General features: G+C 56.7%; 22 protein-coding genes. 3 read left to right on the top strand and 19 right to left on the bottom strand.

What is annotated here, in order from left to right; all coding sequences use genetic code 11:
- Positions 1-134: 134 nt before the first annotated feature.
- On the bottom strand, positions 135-1,040 hold the full coding sequence (locus ACB035_RS13260; protein ID WP_139741589.1) for an alpha/beta fold hydrolase: 906 nt from the start codon (positions 1,038-1,040) through the stop codon (positions 135-137).
- A 28-nt stretch (positions 1,041-1,068) separates the two neighbouring features.
- The gene (gene serB, locus ACB035_RS13255; RefSeq protein ID WP_371167433.1) at positions 1,069-2,079 is read right to left on the bottom strand and encodes a phosphoserine phosphatase SerB; all 1,011 of its coding nucleotides are present in this window, start codon (positions 2,077-2,079) and stop codon (positions 1,069-1,071) included.
- Positions 2,080-2,199: 120 nt separating this feature from the next.
- On the opposite strand from serB, the gene ACB035_RS13250 reads away from it, so the two are divergent.
- Positions 2,200-2,820: an AhpA/YtjB family protein gene (locus ACB035_RS13250; RefSeq protein ID WP_005340472.1), complete on the top strand. Its 621-nt coding sequence runs from the start codon at positions 2,200-2,202 to the stop codon at positions 2,818-2,820.
- 67 nt (positions 2,821-2,887) lie between these two features.
- On the opposite strand, the gene deoD is transcribed toward ACB035_RS13250, so the two are convergent.
- The 7 genes from deoD to ACB035_RS13215 all read right to left on the bottom strand — a co-directional run bounded on the left by deoD (position 2,888) and on the right by ACB035_RS13215 (position 10,109).
- Positions 2,888-3,604: a purine-nucleoside phosphorylase gene (gene deoD / locus ACB035_RS13245; RefSeq protein WP_005340471.1), complete on the bottom strand. Its 717-nt coding sequence runs from the start codon at positions 3,602-3,604 to the stop codon at positions 2,888-2,890.
- Between the two features lie 76 nt (positions 3,605-3,680).
- Complete coding sequence (locus ACB035_RS13240; RefSeq protein WP_323875835.1) at positions 3,681-4,889, bottom strand: phosphopentomutase; 1,209 nt, start codon at positions 4,887-4,889, stop codon at positions 3,681-3,683.
- A gap of 14 nt (positions 4,890-4,903) precedes the next feature.
- Entirely contained in the window at positions 4,904-6,235 is a 1,332-nt protein-coding gene (deoA, locus tag ACB035_RS13235; protein ID WP_005341327.1) for a thymidine phosphorylase, read from the bottom strand.
- A gap of 109 nt (positions 6,236-6,344) precedes the next feature.
- Positions 6,345-7,118, bottom strand: a complete 774-nt coding sequence (gene deoC / locus ACB035_RS13230; protein ID WP_257123759.1) for a deoxyribose-phosphate aldolase — start codon at positions 7,116-7,118, stop codon at positions 6,345-6,347.
- A gap of 424 nt (positions 7,119-7,542) precedes the next feature.
- Positions 7,543-7,713, bottom strand: a complete 171-nt coding sequence (locus tag ACB035_RS13225; RefSeq protein ID WP_005340467.1) for a XapX domain-containing protein — start codon at positions 7,711-7,713, stop codon at positions 7,543-7,545.
- A 125-nt stretch (positions 7,714-7,838) separates the two neighbouring features.
- On the bottom strand, positions 7,839-9,113 hold the full coding sequence (locus ACB035_RS13220; protein WP_005340466.1) for a NupC/NupG family nucleoside CNT transporter: 1,275 nt from the start codon (positions 9,111-9,113) through the stop codon (positions 7,839-7,841).
- Between the two features lie 222 nt (positions 9,114-9,335).
- A complete protein-coding gene (locus tag ACB035_RS13215) occupies positions 9,336-10,109 on the bottom strand; it encodes a TatD family hydrolase (protein WP_371167432.1) in 774 nt (257 codons plus the stop codon).
- Positions 10,110-10,150: 41 nt separating this feature from the next.
- Between ACB035_RS13215 and ACB035_RS13210 the strand changes: the two genes are divergently transcribed.
- Positions 10,151-10,777, top strand: a complete 627-nt coding sequence (locus ACB035_RS13210) for a type II secretion system protein (protein ID WP_371167431.1) — start codon at positions 10,151-10,153, stop codon at positions 10,775-10,777.
- Positions 10,778-11,102: 325 nt separating this feature from the next.
- On the opposite strand, the gene luxS is transcribed toward ACB035_RS13210, so the two are convergent.
- The 8 genes from luxS to ACB035_RS13170 form a co-directional block, all read right to left on the bottom strand.
- The gene (gene luxS, locus ACB035_RS13205) at positions 11,103-11,612 is read right to left on the bottom strand and encodes an S-ribosylhomocysteine lyase (protein WP_005340462.1); all 510 of its coding nucleotides are present in this window, start codon (positions 11,610-11,612) and stop codon (positions 11,103-11,105) included.
- A gap of 18 nt (positions 11,613-11,630) precedes the next feature.
- On the bottom strand, positions 11,631-12,233 hold the full coding sequence (locus ACB035_RS13200; protein WP_263086424.1) for a hypothetical protein: 603 nt from the start codon (positions 12,231-12,233) through the stop codon (positions 11,631-11,633).
- A gap of 50 nt (positions 12,234-12,283) precedes the next feature.
- Positions 12,284-12,622, bottom strand: coding sequence for a nitrogen regulatory protein P-II (gene glnB / locus ACB035_RS13195; RefSeq protein WP_005308848.1), 339 nt, complete (start codon positions 12,620-12,622; stop codon positions 12,284-12,286).
- 9 nt (positions 12,623-12,631) lie between these two features.
- Positions 12,632-14,254, bottom strand: a complete 1,623-nt coding sequence (locus ACB035_RS13190) for an NAD+ synthase (RefSeq protein ID WP_371167430.1) — start codon at positions 14,252-14,254, stop codon at positions 12,632-12,634.
- A gap of 73 nt (positions 14,255-14,327) precedes the next feature.
- Positions 14,328-16,427 (bottom strand): prepilin-type N-terminal cleavage/methylation domain-containing protein, encoded by a 2,100-nt coding sequence (locus tag ACB035_RS13185; RefSeq protein WP_371167429.1) that lies wholly within the window; start codon positions 16,425-16,427, stop codon positions 14,328-14,330.
- Between the two features lie 12 nt (positions 16,428-16,439).
- Positions 16,440-17,537, bottom strand: coding sequence for a PilX N-terminal domain-containing pilus assembly protein (locus ACB035_RS13180; protein WP_100654563.1), 1,098 nt, complete (start codon positions 17,535-17,537; stop codon positions 16,440-16,442).
- A gap of 1 nt (position 17,538) precedes the next feature.
- Positions 17,539-18,162: a PilW family protein gene (locus ACB035_RS13175; protein WP_123173786.1), complete on the bottom strand. Its 624-nt coding sequence runs from the start codon at positions 18,160-18,162 to the stop codon at positions 17,539-17,541.
- Positions 18,153-18,695 carry a GspH/FimT family pseudopilin gene (locus ACB035_RS13170; protein ID WP_371167428.1) on the bottom strand — a complete coding sequence of 181 codons (543 nt, stop codon included), beginning with the start codon at positions 18,693-18,695 and terminating at the stop codon, positions 18,153-18,155. Before ACB035_RS13170 ends, ACB035_RS13175 begins: the two co-directional genes overlap by 10 nt.
- Before the next feature lie 95 nt (positions 18,696-18,790).
- On the opposite strand from ACB035_RS13170, the gene ACB035_RS13165 reads away from it, so the two are divergent.
- Entirely contained in the window at positions 18,791-19,177 is a 387-nt protein-coding gene (locus ACB035_RS13165; RefSeq protein WP_100646788.1) for a type IV pilin protein, read from the top strand.
- 4 nt (positions 19,178-19,181) lie between these two features.
- Here ACB035_RS13165 and tppA read toward each other — a convergent pair whose 3' ends face one another.
- Entirely contained in the window at positions 19,182-19,583 is a 402-nt protein-coding gene (gene tppA, locus ACB035_RS13160; protein ID WP_123173788.1) for a type IVa pilus pseudopilin TppA, read from the bottom strand.
- Positions 19,584-19,591: 8 nt separating this feature from the next.
- Positions 19,592-22,918: a pilus assembly protein gene (locus tag ACB035_RS13155; RefSeq protein WP_371167427.1), complete on the bottom strand. Its 3,327-nt coding sequence runs from the start codon at positions 22,916-22,918 to the stop codon at positions 19,592-19,594.
- Positions 22,919-22,922: the final 4 nt, after the last annotated feature.

The following is a 22,922-nucleotide window of genomic DNA, read 5'->3' as shown; positions in this document are numbered from 1 at the left end:
GGAGCGAAGGGAGCGGAGTTATCCCCGCAGTGTGAAGCCAAGACCACAAAAGTATGCAGTGCAAAAAGCCAATAAAAACAATGCCAGTCAGGCTTAACTGACTGGCATTAGCGCTCGAGGCGCCCTGTTTTTTGTCATACCGCCTGCGGGTTAAGCAACCAGTCGAGGATCTGGGGAAAGTGATCCTCCTGCGCCTGCGGGGCGGTCAGCATATTGATGTGGTCATAATCGAGGCGGTTGCCGTTGTCCCGCCCCAATCGGGTGTGACGAGTTGCCGAACCCATCTCGTCGCTGAAACGGCGCACATCGGTCGGGTGACCCAGCACCTTGTCCGCTTTGGCCGAGATCATCCAGAGCGGTGGCCAGTTGACTCGTGCCGCCGCCTCGTCATAGGCAAAACCGTCGTGAGGATCCTGCCAGGGGCCGCACTTGACCCAGGGGATGGTCTCCTGCAGATAGCGCAGCGGCTCGTCGTCAGCACCGATCTTCAGAGTACGAGCCGCCAGAAAACCACGGCGGCGAGCCAGCCAGGGGGCCAACCGATTCCAGATCAGATCCACCTTCAGCCAGCGCTCGGGATTGTGCACCGACACACCGCGCTTGGTGCCAAAAAACAGCAGGCTGGCCACCTGGTCCGCCAGCTCGGGGAAGCGCACCAGGGTCGAGGCCATGATGACACCGCCCCAGGAGTGGGCCACCCAGTGCACCTTGAAGCCATGATGGCGCTCGGCAATCCAGCGGTGCAGGGCGGGCAGATCCTCGGTGATCAGCTCATGCTGACCGTGCTCTGCCTGCTCGGCGATGGCCGGAGTGCTGAGCCCCCGCCCCCGCAAATCAGCCACATAGACCTGATAGCCGTGGCGGGCCAGAAAGCAGGCCAGCCCCTTGCCCGATTCGGTATAGAAGATGCGACCGTTCTCGATGGCGCCATGCACCATCAGGATCGGCTCGCCATGCACGGCGACCCGGGGTTTGATGTGGCGCACATGCAATTGATGGGCGCCACAGGGGATAAACAGAGACTGCTGCAACAATTCCATTTTTATTGGTTTCCTCCTTGAAACACTGTCAGCGCTGGTCCCAACGTTGCTCGCTGCAGGCCCGCGCCGCCAGCAGGCAGATCACCCCCTCCAGATCGTGATGATTGAGGGTGGCCGCCGCCTGCGCCCGCACCAGTGGTTTGGCGTGAATGGCAATGCCAAGGCCCGCGACCCCCATCATTTTGAGATCGTTGGCACCATCGCCGATGGCCACGGTCTGGGCGGCAGCAATGCCGTACTCCTGAGCAAGCTGCTGCAACACCTCGGCCTTGACGCTGGCATCAACGATGCGCCCGCTCACCTTGCCGCTCAGTTGCTCCCCTTCCACCGCCAGCTCGTTGGCGAAGATGGCATCGAGCCCCAGCTCGCGCTGCAACTGGCCAGCAAAACGGGTAAAACCGCCGGAGGCGATGGCCACCTTCCAACCCGCCCCTTTGAGGGTATCGACCATCAGCTGCAAGCCCGGCATCCAGGGCATCCATGCCGCCACCTCGTCGAGAATAGTGACCGGCGCCCCTGCCAACAGGGCAACCCGATTGCGCAGGCTGTCGGAAAACTCCAGCTTGCCCTGCATGGCTGCGGCCGTTACTGCCGCCACCTGCTCGCCGACCCCGGCAAGCCGGGCAATCTCGTCGATGCACTCGATGCGGATCGCGGTGGAGTCCATATCCATCACCAGCAGGCCGGGCTCGTTCAGGGTCGGCAGGGCGGGCAGATGGCAGAGATCGATTTCCCACTCACCGCTCTTGAGCTCGGCCACCAAATCGGCAGAGAAGCGATCGCAGCCAAGCAGCAGCAAAGGCACGCCCGCCACCTCGGTGGGAGGATAGAGGGTGGCCGCCAACTCCTGTGCTGCCAACAGTGGCGACAGACGCGCCAGATGGGAGGCACCCAGCCCCTTGCCAAACAGCACCAACCAGCCGCCAGCCTGCGGAGTCTCTGTCGGTTGCAACGCATCTGCGCTGAGCTGCCAACAGGGTGAGCCGGACAACAACGCGGGCCAATCGGATAACAGAGGGGGGAGCCGGGACAACAACATAAGGGATACGCCTTCCTTGGTGATCAGGGGGTTAACAATGCTGGCCCAGAGTAGCGTATTGCTTTTTGTACAGGCAAGCGCCAAGATCCCGCCACTCCTTGTTACCATGAGGTCTCGCGCTTGCAGCGTCATCTTCCCATCAAACGTGTTCTCAGCCTGGGTGCCGGTATCCTGCTCGGATGCTGGGTGCTCGGTGTGCTTATCCATATGCAGGGTGAAAGCCAGGCCTCGCTGCACAGCGAAGCGCGCAACCGGGCGCAGGCGCTGGTCGCCTATGCTGCCCGCGACATGAAACGCTGGATCAAGGAGGAGAAGAGCAGCGAGCTGGAGCGGCTGGCGCGGGATCTGGCTGCGGAGCCGGAGATCCTCGATGCCACCCTCTACGACGGACGCGGCATTCCCCTCGCCCAGTCTGAGCAGGCGGTGCCGCTGGAGAGCCTGCTGCCCATCGGCAGCGATAACAAGTCACTACCGGAGCAGGGCAAGGGGCGGATCCAGTTCGTACAGGAGATCCGGGATGGCGAGCAGACCATCGGCTTCCTGCGCATCACCCTGGAAGAGCAACAGATGTTGGCAGACAAGGACACCCGGCTCAAGGTGGTGCAGGAGAAACAGCGCCTGATGCTGCTGGTCGCCCTGCTGGCCGGGGTGCTCATCTCCTACGGCGTGCGCCGTAACTACATGCGGGTGCGCAAGCACAAGAAAAAGAGTACGCCCCCCTCGCCACCTCCGGAAAATTGATGGCGCAACCAATGAGCAGATACAAAAACGGCGGCCAGAAGGCCGCCGTTTCTTATTCGCAAGGGAATTACTTGTCGCCCAGCAGGACGGAATCCAGTGCGATCTCGATCATGTCGTTGAAGGTCAGCTGACGCTCTTCAGAGGTGGTCTGCTCACCGGTACGGATATGGTCGGATACGGTGCAGATGGTCAGCGCCTTGGCACCGTACTCTGCGGCCACGCCGTAGATACCGGCGGCTTCCATCTCGACACCCAGGATGCCGTATTTTTCCATGACATCGAACATGGAGGGGTCCGGAGTGTAGAACAGGTCGGCGGAGAAGATGTTACCGACGCGCACGGCAACGCCCTTGTTCTTGGCGGCCTGCACGGCATTGGCAACCAGGTCGAAGTCGGCGATAGCAGCGAAGTCGTGATCCTTGAAGCGCAGACGGTTTACTTTGGAATCGGTGCAGGCACCCATACCGATCACCACGTCACGCAGTTTCACGTCTTCACGCACAGCGCCACAGGAGCCCACACGGATCAGGGTCTTCACACCGTAATCGGTGATCAGCTCTTTGGCGTAGATGGAGCAGGACGGAATACCCATGCCGTGACCCATGACGGAGATACGACGGCCCTTGTAGGTACCGGTGAACCCGAACATGTTGCGCACGTCGCAGATCTGCTCAACGTTCTCCAGGAAAGTTTCAGCGATGTACTTGGCGCGCAGGGGGTCGCCCGGCATCAGCACGGTATCAGCAAAGGCGCCATCTTTCGCATTGATATGAGGAGTTGCCATTCTCTTGATTCCTTCACACTAGGTTGAGTTTTATTGTTTTATAAATTGCCCGCCGCCGAAGTGGCGGGCGGGTAAATTACAGGAAGCTGGTACCGTACGCCAGTTTCGGCAGGCCGTGGTAAGCCGCGATGCTCTGGCCGATATCGGCAAAGGTCTCGCGACGACCGACGGAGCCAGCCTTGACCGGCTTGCCGAAAAACAGCACCGGAATGTATTCGCGGGTGTGGTCGGTACCACCCCAGGTCGGGTCGCAGCCGTGGTCGGCAGTCAGCACCACCACGTCGCCATCTTGCAGCAGATCAAACAGCTCCGGCAGGCGGGAATCGAAATACTCCAGCGCACCGGCATAACCGGCAACATCACGGCGGTGGCCGTAGGAGGAGTCGAAGTCGACGAAGTTGGTGAAGACGATGGTGTTGTCACCGGCCGCTTTCACCTCTTCCAGCGTGCGATCCCACAACTCGGTCAGACCGGTCCCTTTCACCTGCTTGGTGATGCCCTGCTGGGCATAGATGTCGGCAATCTTGCCGATGGAGACCACCTGACCGCCCGCATCTTTCATGTAATCCAGCACGGTCGGCGCCGGCGGCAGCACTGAGTAGTCGTGACGGTTGCCGGTGCGCTTGAAGTTGCCCTTGCCACTGCCCACGAACGGACGCGCAATCACGCGGCCGATGTTGTAGGGCTCCAGCAGCTCGCGCACGATGTGGCACAGCTCATAGAGCTTCTCGAGGCCGTAGGTCTCTTCGTGGCAGGCAATCTGGAACACGGAGTCGGCAGAGGTGTAGAGGATCGGCTTGCCGGTGCGCATGTGCTCTTCGCCCAGATCGTCCAGCACCTGGGTACCGGAAGCGTGGCAGTTGCCCAGATAGCCCGGCAGACCAGCCTTCTCGACGATGGCGTCCAGCAGCTCCTGCGGGAAGCTGTTGTGGTGATCCTTGAAGTAGCCCCACTCGAACAGTACGGGCACACCGGCGATCTCCCAGTGACCGGACGGGGTGTCCTTGCCGGAGGAGAGCTCCTGAGCAAAGCCATAGGCACCGACCACTTCGATATCTTTCTTCAGCCCTTCCGGGAAGTAGCCGGAGGCCTGCTCGCAGGCGTGGCCCAGACCCAGCTTGTTGAGGTTGGGTAGATTAAGGGCGCCACGGCCTTCAATTTCACCTGCCGCACACGCCTTGGCGATATGGCCAAGGGTGTTGGCGCCCACATCTCCGAACTTGTCGGCGTCGGCAGCAGCGCCAATACCGAAAGAGTCCATCATCAGAATAAAGGTACGTTTCATGGGTCTTCCCCTTGTTACAAATCGGCCAGGGTGATACGGCGGTACACTTCAGGCAGTGCCTCCGGCCGCTCGCCACCAATCCGGACAGCCGCCTGCACCATGCTGGCAGCCTGAGCATATTGCTCTTCAGTCTGAGCGTGGATCATCGCGATCGGCTTGTCAGCATCGACGCTTTGACCCAGGCGGATAAAGTCGGTCAGACCGACCGCATAATCAAGTTTGTCACCGGCTGCGCGGCGACCACCGCCCATCGCCACCACGGCCAGACCCAGCTCGCGGGTATCCATGGCGGTCACAAAACCGCTATTGGCCGCGAAGACCGGGCGCACGATGGCAGCCTTGGGCAGGTAAGCGTCATAACGCTCCATAAAATCGGCCGGGCCACCGAGACCTGTCACCATGCGACCGAAGATCTCGGCCGCCTTGCCGTTATCCAGCACCGCCTGCAGCTTGGCGCGGGCATCGCGCTCGTCGCTGGCCAAGCCTGCAGAGATAAGCATCTCGGCACACAGCGCCATGGTCACTTCGTGGATGCGCGGGTTACGGTATTCACCGGTCAGGTAGCGCACAGCTTCACGCACTTCCACCGCGTTACCGGCGCTGGAGGCCAGCACCTGGTTCATATCGGTCAAGAGCGCAGAGGTGCGGCAACCGGCACCGTTGGCCACGGCGACTATGCTCTTGGCCAGCTCTTCGGAGGCTTCGAAGGTCGGCATAAAGGCGCCGGAGCCCACTTTCACATCCATCACCAGCGCTTCGAGCCCGGAGGCGAGCTTCTTGGAGAGGATGGAGCCGGTGATCATGGCGATGGATTCGACGGTTGCAGTAATGTCACGTACTGCATAGATACGCTTGTCAGCGGGGGCAAGATCGCCGGTCTGGCCGATGATGGCGACCCCCGCCTCTTTCACCACTTTCAGGAAACGGTCGTTGTCGACCGAGGTCTGGTAGCCGGGAATGGCATCCAGCTTGTCGAGGGTGCCGCCGGTGTGGCCCAGACCACGGCCGGAGATCATCGGCACGAAACCGCCGCAGGCAGCGACCATCGGGCCAAGCATCAGGGAGACAACATCCCCCACACCACCGGTGGAGTGCTTGTCGACAATCGGGCCACCCAGATTGAGGTGATCCCAAGTCAATACCATGCCGGAGTCGCGCATGGCGCAGGTCAGGGCAACCCGCTCATCCATGGTCATATCTTTGAAGTAGACCGCCATCGCCAGCGCGGCAATCTGCCCCTCACCGATGGTGTTGTTGGTAATGCCCTGAACGAAGAATTGAATTTCTTGGGTACTGAGCGCTTCACCGTTGCGCTTCTTGCGAATAATTTCTTGAGGCAAAAACATCTTTCATTCCCTCCGCCATTGCTGGCGTTACACAAGCCTGAATCCTTGCCCGCACACCGCATGGTGGGGGCTAACAGGGCGGACAGCCGTCCGCCCTCTCATCAACCTATTAGTAACCGCTGGTGTTGGCCGGCTTGTCGCCATGCCCCAGAGTGGCCAGCAGACTGGCCAGCAGGCTGGATGCACCAAAGCGGAAGGTGCGGGCGGATACCCAGTCGTTGCCGAGGATCTCTTCGGCCATGGCCAGGTACTGACCGGCAACGGCTGCATCTTTCACGCCACCAGCTGGCTTGAAGCCGACTTTCGGATTCTTGGCCTTGATCACTTCCATCATGATGCGTGCCGCTTCCGGGGTTGCATTGACCGGCACCTTGCCGGTGGAGGTCTTGATGAAGTCGGCACCGGCATCGATACAGATTTCGGAAGCGCGACGGATCAGCGCCTCTTCTTTCAGCTCGCCGGTTTCGATGATCACTTTCAGCAGCACGTTGGCACCACAGGCCTCTTTACAGGCTTTGACCAGATCAAAACCGATCTGTTCATTGCCAGCCATGAAGGCGCGATACGGGAACACCACGTCCACTTCGTCAGCACCGTAGGCGACAGCGGCACAGGTCTCGGCCACGGCGATCTCGATGTCGTCGTTGCCGTGCGGGAAGTTGGTCACGGTCGCAATGCGTACGTCGGCTGCGCCGATCTCACGCAGGGTTTTGCGAGCGATAGGGATAAAACGGGGGTAGATGCAGACGGCGGCGGTCAGGCCAGCCGGTGACTTGGCCTTGTGGCACAGGTCGATCACCTTCTGATCGGTGTCGTCATCGTTCAGGGTGGTCAGGTCCATCAGGTTCAGGGCGCGCTGAGCGGCCACTTTCAGATCAGTCATTCTGTTCTCCAAAGTCTCGATTTAATCCAGATAACCGGGCACCACCATACCATCCAGCGATGGATGCACAGGCAGTAATCCCCAGCTATACGGGAATGGAATTACAGTGCGAAGGCACCGGCACTATCGGGATGTTATTCAAAACACCCTGCAGGCACTGCGACTGTAAATAAGGCAAGAGCCCTGTCACTTTCTTACAAAAGTGCGGACTTGGTTCCATGAAGACTTGAGAAAGGCCGACAGCATCTGACCCGACTTCCCAATCAATTCCATTTGACCGCCAACACCCGATTTCATCGAGTATTAGTCATTGCCAGCACCCTGCTGGCAACGCCTATTTCAGCCGAGATACCCCCTGTTTGCAAGCCGGATTTGCCAATTTCAGAGGTACCTCACATCTGGCAAATCCAGGTCTAAAAAAGCCTTACGAAAAGAAACGAGTCAGGATCCAGGAGTAGGCCAATCCCCCCAGATAGACCCCGACGATCCCCATTACCCCGGACAAAACGGGAGGCGCCGGGATCGGCAATTTGAGGAAAGAAAACAACAAACCAACTATAAAGCCGGCCACCATCGCCAGTAGCACTTCATTCATATAACCTCCGATTTGACTCATTTTATTATTAGTTTAGATAGGAAAACGGTTGTCACCGCTCCATACGCGAACGCCACGGCAGATGCCGTGGCGTTCGTGTTTATACCCTGTCAGTCAGGCGGCGATTACATGCCGGACAGTGCCAGGAAGAAGCCTGCGATAGTGGCAGACATCAGGTTGGACAGAGAGCCAGCCAGTACGGCTTTCAGACCAAAGCGTGCAATGGTGCCGCGGCGGTTCGGCGCCATGGACCCCAGACCACCCAGCAGGATGGCAACGGAGGAGAGGTTGGCAAAACCACACAGTGCGAAGGAGATAATCGCCTTGGTGTGATCGGACATGGCCACACCATTGATCAGCACTTCGTCTTTCAGGTACGGAGCGAAGTTCAGGTAAGCCACGAACTCGTTCACTACCAGCTTCTGACCGATGAAGGAACCGGCAACCACCGCTTCATTCCAGGGCACACCGATCAGGAAGGCCAGCGGGGAGAAGATCCAGCCCAGCAGCAGTTCCAGAGAGAGTTGCGGATAACCGAACCAGCCACCCACACCGGAGAAGATGCCGTTGATCATGGCAATCAGACCGATGAAGGCCAGCAGCATGGCGCCGACGTTCAGGGCCAGTTGCATACCGGCAGAAGCGCCAGCAGCAGCAGCGTCAATGACGTTGGCAGGCTTGTCATCCAGCTCGGCATCGGCAGAGCTTTCGTCGTAGTTCGGGGTCTCGGTTTCGGGAACCAGCAGCTTGGCGAACAGCAGACCACCCGGTGCAGCCATGAAGGAGGCAGCAATCAGGTACTCCATCTTCACGCCCATGGAGGCGTAACCGGCCAGTACGGAACCGGCAACGGAGGCCAGACCACCACACATGACGGCGAACAGCTCGGAGTCAGTCATCTTGGCGATGTAAGGACGAACCACCAGCGGCGCTTCGGTCTGACCGACGAAGATGTTGGCAGTTGCAGACAGGGATTCGGTGCGGGAAGTACCCAGTACTTTCTGCAGACCGCCGCCCAACAACTTGATGACCATCTGCATGATGCCCAGGTAGTAGAGCACTGCAATCAGGGAAGAGAAGAAGATGATGACCGGCAGAACACGGAAGGCAAAGACAAAGCCGCCGCCACCGAACACTTCAAACATCTTGTTGCTGACCAGACCGCCAAACAGGAAGTCGATCCCGTTCTGGCCGTAGCTGATCACGCTGGATACCGCGTCGGACACGCCGACCAGGATATCGCGACCAACCGGAACATAGAGAACAAACGCCCCCAGACCGGCTTGAATTGCGAACGCACCGACAACGGTACGGACGTTGATTGCCTTGCGATTGCTGGAGAACAGCACCGCGATAAGGACGAGCGTCGCCATCCCTACCAGACCCATGAACAAATTCATTATTATCTTCCTCTAGTAGCACCTGGCTTGTTAGCGAGTTGTTATTAAACCCAACTAATCAAGGGGAGCGCATTATACTAATTAAAGTCCGATAAAATAGAATGCTGGTCACATTTTATCGTTATCAAAATGTCCAAGTGTCACAAAATTAGACAGCAAACGATTTTTACGCTCATTTTTTTTCCTGACAACTAAATCAGGTGTTGCGAATTTGTTTCATGGCTATTGGTCGTGATGGAAAATATGCCGGGCAGTTTCAAATAACACCTTGGCAACATCTGCCGATGGTTCATCCCGCAAGGTCATCAATATTTCCGCTATTTTCAGCAGCGCTTCCGGTGTATTTCGGGAGCCTTGTGCGCCTTGCAACGGCATATCTGGCGAATCGGTTTCCAGCACCAGAGCCTCGAGCGGCATAGCCCGAAATACCTCTCGCGTCTTGTTCGCCCGTTCAAAACTGATCACCCCGCCCACCCCGAGTCGAAAGCCCAGTTGCCAGAAAGTCTCCGCCTGCTGCAACGAACCGCTGAAAGCGTGGATCACCCCGCCACGTGGCGGCTTGAAGCGGCGCAACAGCTTGGCCACAGTGTCATTGGCACGCACCGAGTGGATCATCAGGGGAAGCCCGGCATCAGCAGCCAGCCGGATCTGAGCCTCAAACAGCGCAAGCTGCCCCTCCTGTGGCACGTGAGAACGGAGGTCCAGCCCGCACTCGCCTATGGCTACCAGCCCGGCAGGTTGGCTCATCACCAGCGTTCGCAGCCGATCCATCACCCCCTCACGCTGTTCACCGGCGTACCAGGGATGAACGCCCAGACCATAAAAGAAGCCGTCATGTTGCTCTGCCAGTGCCATCACACGAGTCCAGTTATCCTCTGCGATGGCAGGAATGATATACTCCGTCACCCCTAATGCCCGACAACGGGCCAGCAGTGCCTCCCTGTCCTGGTCGAACACCGGAAAGTCGAGATGGCAATGGGTATCTATCAGCTGCATATCACTCACACCTGTTTGCGGTATTTAATGGGTCATTGAACATGATGAACAACAGAAACAACGGCTTTACCCTGATTGAACTGGTGCTGGTGATCATAGTGCTGGGGATCCTGGCCGTCACCGCCCTGCCCCGCTTTATCAATATCAAGGATGATGCCCTGAAAAGCACGGTTTCGGCGACCGCTGGCAGCTTTGCCAACGCAGTTCAGCTGGCTCATGCTGGGTGGGCTGTAGCCACACAAGGACAAGCTCTCGCTCTATATAATCTGGGAAGTTTTGGTGCCAAGAATATGGACATCAATCTCTATGGCTGGCCAGTAGGCTCCGAAGAAGCCAGAGGAAAAGGTATAAACGAGACGTATGACCTGAGCAAATTGCCATCTGACTATATTTCAATTTCCGGCAATGATGACTGCAAGCTTGTCTTCGAGGAGCTACTCGAAACTGAATACACGGTTGAAGCCAGCAATAAAAGCCAAACGTTGCAAGACAAAGCCGACTACCTATCGACTGTTAGCGACAGTTATACAACCGACGAGCATGGCCAAACTCACAACAATTGCAGCTATATTCTGCGTGATTCTATCGGCCGTTTCCCAGATCACCCGAATGGCCTCGGCTTCGAGTACAACAGCGTTACCGGTGCCGTGACCCGCAATTTTGATTGAGCTCAGCCTCTTCTGTGCAAGCTCGCTCTTTGCTTGAATCATCATCATAACGAACCGGCGTGCAGCAGCGCCGGTTCTCCTGGGTGAGGCCCCACTCCTCGCACCACGCGTCATAACGGGCCAGCCAACGCAGCAATACCCCTTTCATCGTCATACCTCCGCCAACGGATTCGGTTCAAAAACCATCCTAATCAGAGTCGGCAAGGGGAGCAAGCCATCCCCACTATTGCGGTTGGGCGAGATAAAAAAGAGCCGGTCAGCATGGCTGACCGGCTCTTTTAACATTCCCTGAAGAGGTTATCCGATGAGCGACAGCTCATCAGCCTCACAGACTCTTCAGCTTCTCTTCCGGCAGGGCCAGCTCGTCGTTGTGGTTGACGCCGATACCTCGCTCCAGCACATGACGGGCGATGGCGTGCGCCTCTTCCAGCGAGTGCATGCTGTAGGTGCCGCACTGATACTCGTTCAGCTCGGGGATCTTGGCCTGATCCTGCACGGTCAGCACGTCGCTCATGGCCGCCTGCCAGGCTGCGCCAACACGGGCTTCGTCCGGCGCGCCGATCAGGCTCATGTAGAAACCGGTACGGCAACCCATGGGGGAGATATCGATGATCTCCACGCCATTGCCGTTCAGGTGATCACGCATAAAACCGGCGAACAGGTGCTCCAGCGTATGGATACCGCGCTCGGAGAGGATCTCCTGATTCGGTACGCAGAAACGCAGGTCGAACACGGTAATGGTGTCCTTGTTCGGGGTCTGCATGGTCTTGGCCACACGCACCGCTGGCGCTTCCATACGGGTGTGGTCAACGGTAAAACTGTCCAATAACGGCATTTCTGACTCCTGATTTGGTTACCAGAACCAGCCCCCACGGGAGAGCTGATCCTTGCATTGACGGTACTGGGCGCCGTAGCGCTGGGCGCGAGCTTCCACTTTGCGAGAGGTCTTCATCAACCACCCCTTGCTGCGATAGCTGCCACGCCGGTAGCCACCCCACCCTTCGTGATAGTTGAGGTACTGACCATAGGCATCCCACTTGGAGGTGCCATTTAGCCGCTGGGCCTTGTTAGTGTACCAACCCATAAAATCGATGGCGTCGGCAAAGTCATCGCGGTCACTCCAGCTGTTGCCGGTTTCCCGCTGGTAATCAGCCCAGGTTTCATCTTTGACCTGAGCATAACCATAAGCCGAACTGGCCCGCCCGGTCGGGATGAAGAGAAAATACTGCATCGGCGGCTGGGCATCATGTACGTAAGAGGACTCCTGATACATCATGGCCATCACCACATGAATTGGCGTCCCCCACTTCTCGTTCATCTTGAGCGCGGCCTTATGCCACTCCGGCTTCTCGCGAAAGATCTGGCACAGATTCTCCGGCTGAGCAGGTGGACGGGTACTGCAAGCAGTCAGGCCCGCCAACAGGCTGGCGACCACCACGAAGCGCAGCCACCCCATCAAATGAGGCAGCACTTCGCACCTCTGGTCAGGTAAAGAGATAGCCAAGGTCAGATCGCGTCTTCGTTCTCTTCGCCGGTACGGATACGAATGACACGCTCCACCTCGCAGACGAAGATCTTGCCATCACCAATCTTGCCAGTGCGGGCGGTGTTCTGGATCGCTTCCAGACAGGCATCGAGATCCTCGTCCTGCACCACCAGCTCCACCTTCACTTTCGGCAGGAAGTCGACCATATATTCGGCGCCTCGATAGAGCTCGGTATGGCCCTTCTGGCGGCCGAAGCCTTTGACTTCGGATACGGTCATGCCGTTGATGCCGATCTCGGCCAGGGCCTCGCGCACATCGTCCAGCTTGAACGGTTTGATGATGGCTTCAATCTTCTTCATGGTGACTCCTTACCAGTTCTGTTTGCCGAACCCGGATGTAATGGGGTAACGGCGATCCTTACCAAAGTTGCGAGCCGTGATGCGGGGCCCGACCGCCGCCTGACGGCGCTTGTATTCGTTGAGATCCACCAAGCGGATCACCTTGCGCACCACCGCTTCCTCGAACCCTTCTGCCACCATGTCGGCGACCGAGGCATCCTCTTCCACGTAACGCTTGAGGATGGCATCCAAGATGTCGTATGGCGGCAGGCTGTCCTGATCCACCTGATCCGGTGCCAGTTCCGCTGAAGGAGGACGGTCGATAACCCGCTGCGGGATCACGTAATCAACCGAGTTGCGATATTCGCACAGCTTGAACACCAGCGTCTTGGGCACATCTTTCAGCACGTCGAAGCCACCGGCCATGTCACCGTAAAGAGTCGCATAGCCGACCGCCATCTCGCTCTTGTTGCCGGTGGTCAGCACGATGCGACGACGCTTGTTGGAGAGCGCCATCAGCAGCACGCCGCGGCAGCGGGCCTGCAGGTTCTCTTCGGTGGTATCGCGGGCGGTACCTTCAAAAAGCGGCGCCAGCTGGGCCATAAACCCTTCGAACATCGGCTCGATTGAGATGATGTTGAACTCAACCCCCATCCGCTCGGCCTGCGCCTTGGCATCTTCCACACTCATCTGTGCTGTGTAGCGGAACGGCATCATTACCGCCTGCACCTTGTCGGCCCCGATGGCATCGGCCGCGATGGCCAACGTCAGTGCCGAGTCGATGCCGCCGGAGAGACCCAGCACCGCGCCGTGAAAGCCGTTCTTGGTGACATAGTCGCGCACTGCCAGCACCAGCGCCTGATAGGTCTCGGCCAACGGCTCCAGCGGCGCAGCGGGTTCCCGCTCCTTCACCGGCTGGCCATCAGCAAAACGTACCAGCATCAGCTCTTCGGCAAACGGAGCCAGCTTGTGAGTCAACTCGCCCTGGCTGCTGAACACCTTGGAGCAGCCGTCGAAAATCAGCTCGTCCTGACCGCACACCTGATTGAGGTAGACCAGCGGCAGACCGGTCTGATCGCAGCGCTCGGCCATCAGCTCGCGGCGGATCCAGGGTTTTTCCTGATCATAGGGCGAGGCGTTGATGGTGAGCAGCAGTTCGGCCCCCGCTGCCTTGGCGGCCAGCGCCGGACCTGGCTGCCACAAATCTTCGCAGATAAGCAGCCCCAGCTGGTGACCCCGGAATGGCACCACGCAGGTCTCGCTTGCAGCGGTAAAGTAGCGCTTCTCATCAAACACGCCGTAGTTGGGCAAATCCTGCTTGAAGTAACGGGCAATCAGTTGGCCCCGCTCATAGAGGGAAGCCGCGTTGTAGAGCGCCTCCCCTTCACGCCAGGGATGACCCACCAAAATGGCACAGTTGCCCTGCCATTCGGCAACACGAGCCAACGCAGCTTCGACCCGGATCATCAGATCGGCGCGCAGCAGCAGATCTTCCGGTGGATAGCCGGTCAGGGCCAGCTCGGAACAGACCAGCAGATCAGCGCCTTGCTGCTCGGCCTGAGCCGCCGCCGCGAGCACTTTGTCAGTGTTATCTTCGATAGCGCCTACCGTCAGATTCAACTGGGCAAGCATCAGAGAGAGGGCTTTTGCCATGGCGATGCATCTTGAATTCGAAAATGATGGGGAATGATAAAGAAAAGGCGCTGGCTGTGCCAGCGCCCAAGGCTTAACGGGTGCAAGTCAGACTGGTTGCATTGGTCACCCCGTTGTCCACCAGCAGCGAGCAAGGGCCACTCAGCACTTGGTTGTTGGACTGAGGGGTCATCTGTACGCTGAAAGAAGATGGCTGCAACATAAAGGTGGTGCTGCCCTGGTTGGTGTATGAGAGATTGATAACCAACGTTGAATTCTCAGGCGCTTCACACAGATATGCTGCCGGTTGATTATTCGCCTGTGGGTAATCAATACGGCAAGTCGCACCAGAGTTTGGTGTGCTGATGCTCAAATTGCTGAAAGAATTTTTGCCACATGCCTCGGGGGGAGGATTATTGTTCCCCTTGCCACGTTCCAAACATTGAATTCGCCCACTCACCTTGATGGTTGGCACGGTCTGCTGCGCCGCATCGACCTTGACCAGCATATCTGCCGTCAATGCCAGTGACTGGTCTCTGGCGGAGATCAAGGATGCGGTGATCCCCGAATTCCCCTGATATGCAGTGACTCGCACGGTCACGTCGCGCAGAACCTGATTGCTATCTTTGGTCGACTTCTTCGCCGTCATATAGCCTCGGCTATAACTACCGAAGTAGTAGTTATTGAGATCAACCACGGTTTTGACCGCTTCATTGGTCACAGCAACATAATCCGTGGCATTACCTGTGAGTTGAGTCAACGGTCCCATTGACCACTCCGCCAGCATGGTCAGGTTGATATCCTGAAAGGGTACTTTGGTTAGGTAATCGACTGAACTGGTATCAATATTGGCTAAATAGACGGGGTCAAGCACATCCACATAGATGCCTCGAGCAATAAGCTGCGCCGTCCCGGTACTCACTGTGATCCCGGTCGTAGTATTCCCTCCAGCTTCTGCATTGGTAGCCAGCCAGGTTGAAAAATCGGTGATGGTCGGCAAGGTGGCAGAGGCCCCTTTCACCCACCTCAGCGTCGATTTTTGCCAATCAATATAGGTCTTGACCACATATTTGATGTATTTCTGATAACTGGCCTGATTTGCTGGCTTGGCCAAAAAATCAGCGGTAGTTACGACTACTTTGACCAGATTCCAGTCCGGCAATGGACGGTAATAACCATCCAACCGGACAAAGCGGCACGCATCCACATATTTACCATTGGTCACCGCATTCAGAGAGCTGTTGTAACGAACTCTTGATGTATTCAATGGTGCATAGAAATTACTAAAACTCGACCCGCTGCCATCGAAATGGTCCTTACAGCAGCTAGAGCATAGGGCCGGCTGGCCATTGATACTGTTATCCAGAGACCCCGTGGGTTTACTCTGCATCGCACCTGCTTTCCAATAGAGTTGGTTACTCGCCGAGTTGTAGATCTGGCCAGGCAGATAAGAGCTCAGGTTGTCATCGAAGCTACAGGAACAAGAGACGGATGCCATATCTTGCAAGACTTGCTGGGTACTGCCACCGGCTTCAGGTTTGTATGTGACGGTTTCAAATTGCACCAATTTTCCAACCTGACCATCTTTGGAGGTGACGGTAGGTAAGGGCTTGCTGGTCTCCTGCTTGTTGCCATCTCCCAATTCGACAGAGATAACATCTGGCGCCACGCCAGGGGTGTAATTAACTTTTGGCCCCTGTCGGGTTGTATCCAATCCACCATCAAGCTGCGCCGAGCTTAGAGACTCTATTGGTGAAACATTGCCTGCCAGTTGTAATGTTTGGGCCTGTCCTTCGCTATCGGTCCAGCCAACGCTGACGATAATTGCCTTGCGTCCCGGATAGCTGAGACGATAACCAACTGGCGCTGTACTTTGCCAGTTAGAGCCATTCAAATACTGGTTGGTCACCGTCCAGGTCAGGGAGTAAGGATCCCCCGACATGGTCACTGCAGCACTTGCCGATGAGATTTGGTTGTAAGCCGTCAGTGGTGCTGTTGCGGTAACCACACTATTAAAATTGCGAAACTCATCAAGCTTGGACTCTGCCAGACGCATAGCAGTCTCATAACGGCGACCATCTTGCGACATGATCAACCCTGACTTAGACATTGCAACCAGTCCAACTATCCCCACCCCCAGCACAACCAGAGTAATGAGGATCTCAAGCAGGCCAAATCCTTTTTGCCTATTCATCGCCATCTCCCTCTACCAATCCCGCCAGCTACCAGGCACCTGATTAACGACCTGAAAAGAGGCGCCATTCGATATATTGCTCAAAACACCGGCATCGTACTTGGCATCATAGGTACCATTGGCATTACCCAGTTGATAGTTGGCAACCATAGCGCCGTTTACGATGGCGCCACCCGTCAACTTCACATCCGTTGCTGCAGAAGCTGGATTTGATGAGTAAGCGAACACGAGGCCATACAGAACGGTATTACCGTTCACTGCCAGATTGCCATTACGCACGATCAGAATGACTGGTGCGGTCACAGAGCCAACATTCGCAGAAGGCTTGCAATCACCATCCACTATGACAAGACCCGTTGACGTCGGGCCAAGGCTGCTGCAATCGGTCAACTTTTGGGTCGCTCTAGCCTCCAGATTTGACCAACCTGTCGCATCATCCTTTTCATTAAATAGATACCAGACCAAATCGGTCGGGAAAGCCGTATCGTTGTCCTTGATATCTGACTGTTTATCCCCTTTCTGGCTGATATTGGCAGAGCACCCCCCGTTATAATCCCCCTGATGACAGGTTTGCCCCGTACCAGTTATGAGGTCGACATTACCATTGGTCCAGACCGACAGAGGAACGCCAAGACCGCCACCATTTGGGTTGGCCACAATGGTAAAATTACCCCCCACTGCCATACCACCAGCAACAGTCAAGGGAGCCGCAGGAGTGCCGGCCAACACACTGAACCGAACGACTTTGGTTTCTACTACCGCTTGGGCCTGATCATTGCTTAACGTCGCCTGGGAACGCACTATGACGGGGGTCACCGCCACAGATCCCACCGTAATAGCGGCATCGTCAACAGATGACAATGTGTAGCTCCCAGTCGTTAAAGTGGTTGTTGCCCCGCTGGTACGCCAAGTGGGATCAAGAGCCAGCCGCCCAAGTCCATCAGCCAGGCCCACCTCAGCCATCGCCATCGCTTGTCGATAGAGCACCTCATTGAGCGTTACCCGCCGATCTGCAACCAGCATCTTGCCAACCAGCAGCGAGATACCGAGCAGGATCAACACCAGCAATAGAGTGATGGTAAAGGTTGTAAAACCGGACTGTCGCTTCATCTCAGTACCCGTCGTTACGCAATTTGATATCGCGCTGCAGAGTCAAGGTCAGCGCAGGCGACGCTTTGAAACGACCGCTCACCATCAGTTGCAGCGCTCGAGCCCCGCTGCCCTGACTGCTCGGCAACAGTTTCAGCGTCATCCCGGTGATCTCAATGGTGTCATCGGTCGAAATAAAAGTGCCATTACCGCATGTTGTGGAACCAGTTCCCTGTTTGATTCCTTTATCAGCGCTCAGATAGCTGTATACCAAGGTGTCATCTGTGCCCAACACACCGTTCCCATCGTTGTCATAACGTACTCTGACACAGGTATACAAACCGGAACCGGTAGCTGTTTCGTTCATCAAGTCTGTAACGGTATCAAAGTAGAAACTGGATCGGCTGCCAGAGGGGGCTGCAAGAAACTGGGTTGCGTTGGCGTCATAACCGGCCCGTTGAATGTCCCGAGCGATCATGTCGGTCAGAGCCTGTACTTCCTGATTCAAACGGCTGGTCTGCATGGCGGTATAGTTAGCCTTGAGGATGGTGGCAAACAATGATGTCACTGCGGCAACCAGCAGCAAACCAGCCACCATAGCCACCATCAGCTCGACCAGACTAAAGCCCCGCATCTTCAATTGCATGCAACCTCCCCGATCACACTGCTGACTGCACAGGTTCTCACTCGACCCAGATTGCTGGTGATCACTTTCATGCTTGCATTAGACGAGGTGACCGTAATATTGCCGCTTGGCAAAGTACCGCGACGGGGTGAGAAGGTGATGGGCCGAGTGTTGCTGGCACTCTCGGCATATGAGCCCGTCAGGATAATCCCGGGGAATTCACTAGCGTCAGCTCCTTTGCGCCCTTCCAAGCTGGAGCAAGTATCGCTGCAGCTTGCACAGCTGCTGTCACCATCAATACTGATGCGATAGCACCAGTTACTGGTACCGCTGTTGAAGATAATAAACTGCAAGGTGCGATTACGTTTGATCGCCTCTGACTTGAGCAGCATGATATCCGTGTATACGGCCTGAGTAGCCGCCTTGACCATCTGCTCCTGGTGCAATGACTGATAACTGGGGATCGCCACGGTCAGCAGCAACGCGACCAACGCGACAGCGATCATCAATTCAATCACGGTAAAACCGGCTGAGCGGCCTTCTGCGCATTCCATTGGCTAAAGACTCCTTTCTTTTCGCACATGCCAGTAGAGTATGAGGTCAGTGCTATCCTATAGTATCTACCTGTTTAACGAACCCTGCCGCGCCCATGAGAATCAAACAATCTGGAATCACCCTGCTGGAATTGATGGTGGTCGTTGCCATTGTTGCCATTATTGCTGCTGTCGCCTACCCGAGCTTTACCGACGGTCTGCGTAAATCTCGTCGAGCCGATGCCATCAAGGGCTTGTTGACCATGCAGCTCAAACAGGAAGAATTTCGCATCTCCAATGCCAGTTACAGCAGTGCGATAGCCAGTGTGGGCAACCCAACCAGCGACCACTACACCTTTAGCATTTCTGGCGCCACCGCCACCGCCTACACACTGGTAGCCACCAGCAAGGGGGCCCAGGTCGGCGACAAGGCCGGCAATACGGCCTGTGATACCCTGACTATCAACAAGGCCGACACCAAGACTCCTGCCGCCTGCTGGTAACTGACTACCAGCACTCGGCAGCCGTCATAGTGGCCATCGACACTCCCTGCAGCCCCCCCTGATCCAGAGTTAGCAGGCCGCAGGGGTCACCATTCATCACACCTGTCGGAATGGCGGTCAGGGTATAACGGGCCCCACTGGCATTGAGCGCTACATTGTAATACGCAGCCCCCCCATCCCTCGGCAGGGTCGCCAAGCCGGCAGAGGCTAGGTTACCGGCGTCGTAATTGCCATTGGCAGTAAACTCCCGCTCCAGATATTGCGCCGCTTCCAGCAACACTGCCTTGGCTTCGGCCCGCTTGGCAGCCGCCATGTAGTTGTTGTAACTGGGATACGCGATCGCGGCCAGAATGGCGACCACTGCGACCACTATCATCAACTCAATCAGGGTAAAACCACGTTCCATGCCAACCTCTACTCCAGTTGCAACCAGGACTGGCGGCCACCCAGATCGCCTGCCCCCTCTTCCAGCGTGACCGAGATATTTCCGCTGGAACCGCTGATATATTTGCGCTCCATCTCGGCATCTTCCACTACGCTTGGCGTCGTGGTGAGTTCGTCAAACTGCTTGCCACTGACCGGCACCTTGATGTCATTACCAGAATCATCCTTGATCGCGACGTAGTCATCATCGTTGACAGCCCCGTCGCCGTTAACGTCGAACACCGAGTAGGTGAGTCTGGCCCCCGAGATGGGATCCAGCTCCATCAACCAAGAGCGGCCACCAAAGTCACAGGCATCCGCCGACGGGATCAAGGTATTGAAGATCAGTCGCTTATGCCGATAGAGCATCTCGGAGACGGCCCGCTCACCGACCCCCTTGCTAAAGCTTGGCGATTTCAATAGCAGATACCAACCCTTTTGGCTGGTGTAATTGACATTCCGGTTGGAGACAACCCTCACGTTGAACTTGATAGTGGTGCCGTTGGCCACAAACTCATGGGTGATGATCTGCTGCAACAGCTGGCTACTGAGCACGGTAGCCCCCGTATCCCAGATACCGTACACCGCTTCCAGCCTCGGCGTGGCGGGAACCAGTTTGTCATCATTAGTAAAATAACTGCCAGTCCCCATCATCACCATAACCCCCCCTTTAGGGTGCCGAATAGCCAAAGGACGCATGGTGATCGGCTGACGCGTACCGGCACTGCAGCTGCCATTACAGGCCTGGAACAGCGGCTTGGGCTTGTTGCCCGTTTTCAAAGCACTTCCCCACTGGGCACTGTTTCTGTCAGTCAGATCGAATTTCCACAGATTGCCGTGCAGGTCACCGGCATAGACATAGTCGACAACCCTGTCCCCGTCTTGATCTACCGGCAAGGGGGAAGATAGACCGTTGGGCTCGCTGGAAGACCCTACCTCGGTATCAATCTCTTTGATGATGGCGCCAGTCGCCAGATCCAGCACAAAAAGCCTCGCAGTCTGACTGGTGCTGTTGTAACCATTCGCAACCAGAGCAACCCATTTGTTGTCGGCTTTGACACGTACCAGAGTGGGTGCCGCCAGTGCAACCCCCATTTCGCTATCGGTGAACTCCCACAGCATCTTGTCGGCGGTGAAGTTATCCGGGGCCGTCACATCGATGGCAAATACCGCCTTGCCACCGGCACCGGTGGATCCCAGCAAGATGCTCTTCCAGCGACTGCCCAGATAGGCATCGCCCACCTTGGGCGTCCCATCCACATAGTAGCGATGGCTGTAATTCGGTCTGGTCAACTGATTCAGCTCGCCCAGCAGGCTGGACGGGATATAGGCCAGTCGCTCGACACCGTCGGCGACTCGAAATCCGTGCAGCATACCGTCATTGGCACCGACATAGAGCATGGGTGGGCGGCGGGTAATCGCCGTCGAGCTTAGAAAAGCCTGGTAACCCTCCCGCTCGGTCTGGGTCAGACCGGCTGCACTGCTGTAACCGTAATCACGCTTGCCCACGTAGACGGGATCAGAATTGATGATGTCGCCGAGCAGATCACTACGATTACGAAACGCACCACCATTGCGCTGCTCACCACTGCGATCACCGCGCAGATAGGCGACACGGCTTTCTCCCTGGTTGTCACCAGCGACATTGAATAGAGCCCGGTTGGTCACATTCAGCGTATCCCAACGAAAGGGGATGCCGACACCATCTTGCCGGGTGAAGATATTGCGTGCCGAAGGCTCGGGGATCAAGGTAGCGGCATCCCAAGCGATCTCCCCAAGGGTGCCATCGCTGTTCAGCGGGATCGAGACCAGTTGCCCCGACCAGTCGCCGCTGTTGTAGCGGGCCTGGTAGATGTGGGTATTGCTGTCCAGCCGGGTTGCGTTGGCGGTTACCGAGCTGGCGGAGCTGTTACGGGCGGCAATCTGTGCCAGCGTACTGCTCAGGGCTGCGGCGAAGGTATCGGGATCTGCCGCGCTGAAGAAATTCCCTTTGCTGTTGACGGCAGCATGCCACAGATCGTCGATCTTGAACTCATCGGAATCATAAGGATTCGGCCAGCGGCTCGGGATACCGTTGGCCGGATTGAGCGAACCGTTGACCCCGAGCCCGACGGTAAAGTTGACCAGATGCTGCCAATTGGCCGGATCCGCCGTGCTGGTTGGCACCTTGTTGGCGAGATCGGGGCGCAGATCTCTCTTCCAGTACTGGTAGGCCACATCGGCCAGCGTATTCTCGATGCTATCTTTGTCCTGATCGCCGACCGAGGGGGAATCACCGTTCCAGTAGCCATCCGTCATCAGGATGTTGTAGCTCTGGCGGCAAGTCAGATGAGGAAGCGTGCTGCCGGCACGGGCAGACCAGGGGCCATTATTGTCACTGCGGGAAAAATACTCCCCTACCTCTTTCAGGCCGGTACGCAGCGGTGTCCCCTTCGCCAAAATATCGCGGCCATACAGTTCATTGAAAAATGCGCTTCGGTCGGTACCCGAAAAAGGGGTGACACCACGAATAACACTATCCTTGGCGTTGATGGTGGCAAAGCCGACCCGAATTCCCTCTCCCTGACTGGCAAAAGCTCGTCCCACGCCTGCACGAGCAGCCAAAATCCGCGAGCGGTAATAGGTATACCAGTTGGCAAAGTTCTGGATCTCTTCGTCATAGCTACAAAGGGGAGCGTTTTTGCAGTCACTGCGATTGGGGCGACCGTCATAGACGGTGGCCACCGCTTTGTTTATCACCACCCGGGTATAGTTCTTGGCGTTGAATACATTGCCACTTCCCTTGTAGTCAAAATAGACAGCCGGCCAGAAACTCTCGTCTTGGTTGTAATAATCAGGAGAAAACTCAGTGTAATAGATGGCCCACCATGCTCGATTGGTTTCAGTCAGGTTGCGACAACCGGCCGCCGTCTTCATAGGGTTGTGAGGGGCACAGGTCACTTTGGCATTTGCCATCAAGGAGCCATCCGCATTGGCCCAGGGACGATAGGTCAGCTGCGGGTTGTAATAGAGCTTGTTGTTATGGCTGGAGCGCACGTAGGCATTGCGGGCATTGTCGCTAGCAAAGGTGATCGTATAGTTGGAGTAATCGTCATTCCCATAAACATTGTTGGCTCGTGGGTAGACATAGCGTGCTTCGTTCTCGATCAAGGACTCGGGCATGATCTCGAAATGCATCGAACCCGAATCATCCAGGGTAAACATGATATTGGGATCGGCCCGGGTGCCGAGATAGAGGGGAACCTGGGCAATATCGAGCGCCGCCTGCGCCGAAGTGCAGCAGAGCATCATCGAAAGACCAAAACCGAGTTTGCCCATACCC

Source organism: Aeromonas sp. S12(2024) (assembly GCF_041402305.1).
Classification (GTDB): Bacteria; Pseudomonadota; Gammaproteobacteria; order Enterobacterales; family Aeromonadaceae; genus Aeromonas; species Aeromonas veronii.
This window is presented reverse-complemented; position numbering and strand designations above follow the sequence as displayed.

Excerpts from the sequence above, each read along its gene's own strand:
- ACB035_RS13260 (WP_139741589.1), bottom strand. The coding sequence starts at position 1,040 with ATGGAATTGTTGCAGCAGTCTCTGTTTATCCCCTGTGGCGCCCATCAA.
- serB (WP_371167433.1), bottom strand. The coding sequence starts at position 2,079 with ATGTTGTTGTCCCGGCTCCCCCCTCTGTTATCCGATTGGCCCGCGTTG.
- deoD (WP_005340471.1), bottom strand. The coding sequence starts at position 3,604 with ATGGCAACTCCTCATATCAATGCGAAAGATGGCGCCTTTGCTGATACC.
- ACB035_RS13240 (WP_323875835.1), bottom strand. The coding sequence starts at position 4,889 with ATGAAACGTACCTTTATTCTGATGATGGACTCTTTCGGTATTGGCGCT.
- deoA (WP_005341327.1), bottom strand. The coding sequence starts at position 6,235 with ATGTTTTTGCCTCAAGAAATTATTCGCAAGAAGCGCAACGGTGAAGCG.
- deoC (WP_257123759.1), bottom strand. The coding sequence starts at position 7,118 with ATGACTGATCTGAAAGTGGCCGCTCAGCGCGCCCTGAACCTGATGGAC.
- ACB035_RS13225 (WP_005340467.1), bottom strand. The coding sequence starts at position 7,713 with ATGAATGAAGTGCTACTGGCGATGGTGGCCGGCTTTATAGTTGGTTTG.
- ACB035_RS13220 (WP_005340466.1), bottom strand. The coding sequence starts at position 9,113 with ATGAATTTGTTCATGGGTCTGGTAGGGATGGCGACGCTCGTCCTTATC.
- ACB035_RS13215 (WP_371167432.1), bottom strand. The coding sequence starts at position 10,109 with ATGCAGCTGATAGATACCCATTGCCATCTCGACTTTCCGGTGTTCGAC.
- ACB035_RS13210 (WP_371167431.1), top strand. The coding sequence starts at position 10,151 with ATGATGAACAACAGAAACAACGGCTTTACCCTGATTGAACTGGTGCTG.
- luxS (WP_005340462.1), bottom strand. The coding sequence starts at position 11,612 with ATGCCGTTATTGGACAGTTTTACCGTTGACCACACCCGTATGGAAGCG.
- ACB035_RS13200 (WP_263086424.1), bottom strand. The coding sequence starts at position 12,233 with ATGGGGTGGCTGCGCTTCGTGGTGGTCGCCAGCCTGTTGGCGGGCCTG.
- glnB (WP_005308848.1), bottom strand. The coding sequence starts at position 12,622 with ATGAAGAAGATTGAAGCCATCATCAAACCGTTCAAGCTGGACGATGTG.
- ACB035_RS13190 (WP_371167430.1), bottom strand. The coding sequence starts at position 14,254 with ATGGCAAAAGCCCTCTCTCTGATGCTTGCCCAGTTGAATCTGACGGTA.
- ACB035_RS13185 (WP_371167429.1), bottom strand. The coding sequence starts at position 16,427 with ATGAATAGGCAAAAAGGATTTGGCCTGCTTGAGATCCTCATTACTCTG.
- ACB035_RS13180 (WP_100654563.1), bottom strand. The coding sequence starts at position 17,537 with ATGAAGCGACAGTCCGGTTTTACAACCTTTACCATCACTCTATTGCTG.
- ACB035_RS13175 (WP_123173786.1), bottom strand. The coding sequence starts at position 18,162 with ATGCAATTGAAGATGCGGGGCTTTAGTCTGGTCGAGCTGATGGTGGCT.
- ACB035_RS13170 (WP_371167428.1), bottom strand. The coding sequence starts at position 18,695 with ATGGAATGCGCAGAAGGCCGCTCAGCCGGTTTTACCGTGATTGAATTG.
- ACB035_RS13165 (WP_100646788.1), top strand. The coding sequence starts at position 18,791 with ATGAGAATCAAACAATCTGGAATCACCCTGCTGGAATTGATGGTGGTC.
- tppA (WP_123173788.1), bottom strand. The coding sequence starts at position 19,583 with ATGGAACGTGGTTTTACCCTGATTGAGTTGATGATAGTGGTCGCAGTG.
- ACB035_RS13155 (WP_371167427.1), bottom strand. The coding sequence starts at position 22,918 with ATGGGCAAACTCGGTTTTGGTCTTTCGATGATGCTCTGCTGCACTTCG.